General features: G+C 41.9%; 2 protein-coding genes. Both read left to right on the plus strand.

All coding sequences use genetic code 11. The features are described from left to right. On the plus strand, window positions 1-1,022 hold a 1,022-nt coding region (locus QZU45_RS12345), incomplete at its 5' end, for an alpha-amylase family glycosyl hydrolase (RefSeq protein WP_295355726.1). A gap of 107 nt (window positions 1,023-1,129) precedes the next feature. Further along, on the plus strand, window positions 1,130-1,963 hold the full coding sequence (locus tag QZU45_RS12350; protein WP_295355728.1) for an alpha/beta fold hydrolase: 834 nt from the start codon (window positions 1,130-1,132) through the stop codon (window positions 1,961-1,963). Window positions 1,964-2,054 lie beyond the last annotated feature (91 nt).

The following is a 2,054-nucleotide window of genomic DNA, read 5'->3' on the forward strand; positions in this document are numbered from 1 at the left end:
ACCAGATCGGTGACAACGGTAATGCCAGAAATAATATCGAAAGACTGTCAGCAATCTGCAACAGCGCAAGAGACTCTCATCTAGACTGTCTGATGCTTGGCCATTTCGGTACAGATCCTAGATATGCTTTATGCTCTGAAGGTAATGTTGATGGAACCATCAACTATACTGGTTTTATCAGTCCTATCCGTTCTTTCTTCGGTGGAATCAACCTTAACGGTGACCCTACCCCTTATACAGGTGAAGATTTAAGAAGAACCTGTGAGGAATTCGCTGTTGGTGTATCTCAGCAGTTAAAGCTATGTCTTGTAAACCAGCTGGATAACAACAGTCTGCCTCGTTTCTACGATATTATCGGTGGTGATAAGCACTTGTACCAGGCTGCTTTAGCATGTCTTGTAACCTGGCGTGGTATTCCTTGTATCTATCAGGGTGACGAGCTTGGCGACGTGATTTCCAAGTATGAAGTTGGACCTCGTTCCATGATTCCATTCAAGGCACTAAAGGATCATCATGCAAGTGTAAACTCAGCAGAGACTCAGACTGTAATTACAGAACTTACCGCCCTGCGCAGATCAAATCCTGCTTTCTCTCGAGGCACCATGATCTTCATCAGTGCCGGTGGAGCATATTTTGCGTATATGCGTCTATACAGAGACAGATTCAGTATCGTGCTTGTAAACGCTTCTCGTCAGCAGGTAAAGTTTGAACAGGGCTCAATACTGTTTCCTCTTCTGGCTTCAATGTACATGCCTGAAGACTGTGGCAGTGATAATGCGGAAGATTCAGGAGAAGATCTGCTGATCCCTCTGTCCGGAAGAAACGTTCGTCGTTACGATCATGCTGAAGGGCTTGAAGGTCTGTACGAGATGCTGGGAAGAGAGAAACTTGCGGTATACAGCTATGGAGCAACCAGAACCTCAAAGGAATTTGAGGAGAAGTTTATAAAAGAGCTGATTGCAGGAAAGAATATGACAATTCCACCTCGTTCAACAGTGATTGTATCCAACCTAAAAAAATAATTCATCACTTTAAACCGATTACCCTCACGAGGATATTCAATTCTGAACATCCTCGTTTTATTTATGTAACAGTATGTTTTTTACATACGAATAACAAAGGAGCCATCATGAAATTATCTAAAAAGCTGCTGATTGGTATACTTTCAATTTTACCTCTATCCGTGTTTGCCCATACACAGAATATTACTATCGAAGGAGACCACAGTAAGCTTTCAGCCATAATGCAGACACCTGACATTAAAGGCAACTATCCAATGGTTATCATCATGCATGGCTTCACCTCAGACAAGGATTTCGTGCTTTTAGAGCAGATTGCAACAAGTCTTGAGAAAAACGGAATTGCTTCAATCCGTTTTGATTTCAACGGTCACGGTATGAGTGAAGGCAAGTTTGAGGAGATGACTGTTGCCAACGAAATTACTGATGCAAGAAAAGTTTTCGAGTATGCAAAGAATCTTCCTAATGTATCATCTGTATCACTGAGCGGTCATTCTCAAGGTGGTGTTGTAGCAAGCATGCTTTCAGGACAGCTAGGTTCTGAGAATATTAAGAGTGTTGCTCTTCTTGCTCCTGCAGCTGTACTTCGTGATGATGCTCTGCGTGGCCAGATCTTCGATGTTAAATATGATGCAATCAATCCGCCAAAGGAAGTTGATCTTAACGATCCTTACCACAAAGGTTACAAAATCGGCTATGAGTATATTAAGACCGCTCAGACAATGCCTATCTTTGAGACAGCTGCTAAATACGACGGAGCTGTATGCATCATTCATGGTTCACACGATACTATTGTTCCATACACCTACAGTGAAAGATACAACAGTACCTACAAGAACAGTAGGCTTGTTATGATCGACAAGGCAGATCATGCGTTTACAGATCACTTTGCAGAGGTTGTAAAAACAGCAACAGATTTCTTTACCAAAGAGCTGAAAAAATAGAACTCTGTATCTCCTGATACCTTCAGGTATCAGGAAATAATCTTCCAGCGTAAATAATTTCTCTTCTAGACCACGCTTCTAGGTGTATTCA

The organism is uncultured Succinivibrio sp., assembly GCF_902756765.1.
Lineage (GTDB): Bacteria > Pseudomonadota > Gammaproteobacteria > Enterobacterales > Succinivibrionaceae > Succinivibrio.

Coding starts and splice junctions, on each gene's coding strand:
- QZU45_RS12350 (WP_295355728.1), top strand. CDS start 1,130: ATGAAATTATCTAAAAAGCTGCTGATTGGTATACTTTCAATTTTACCT.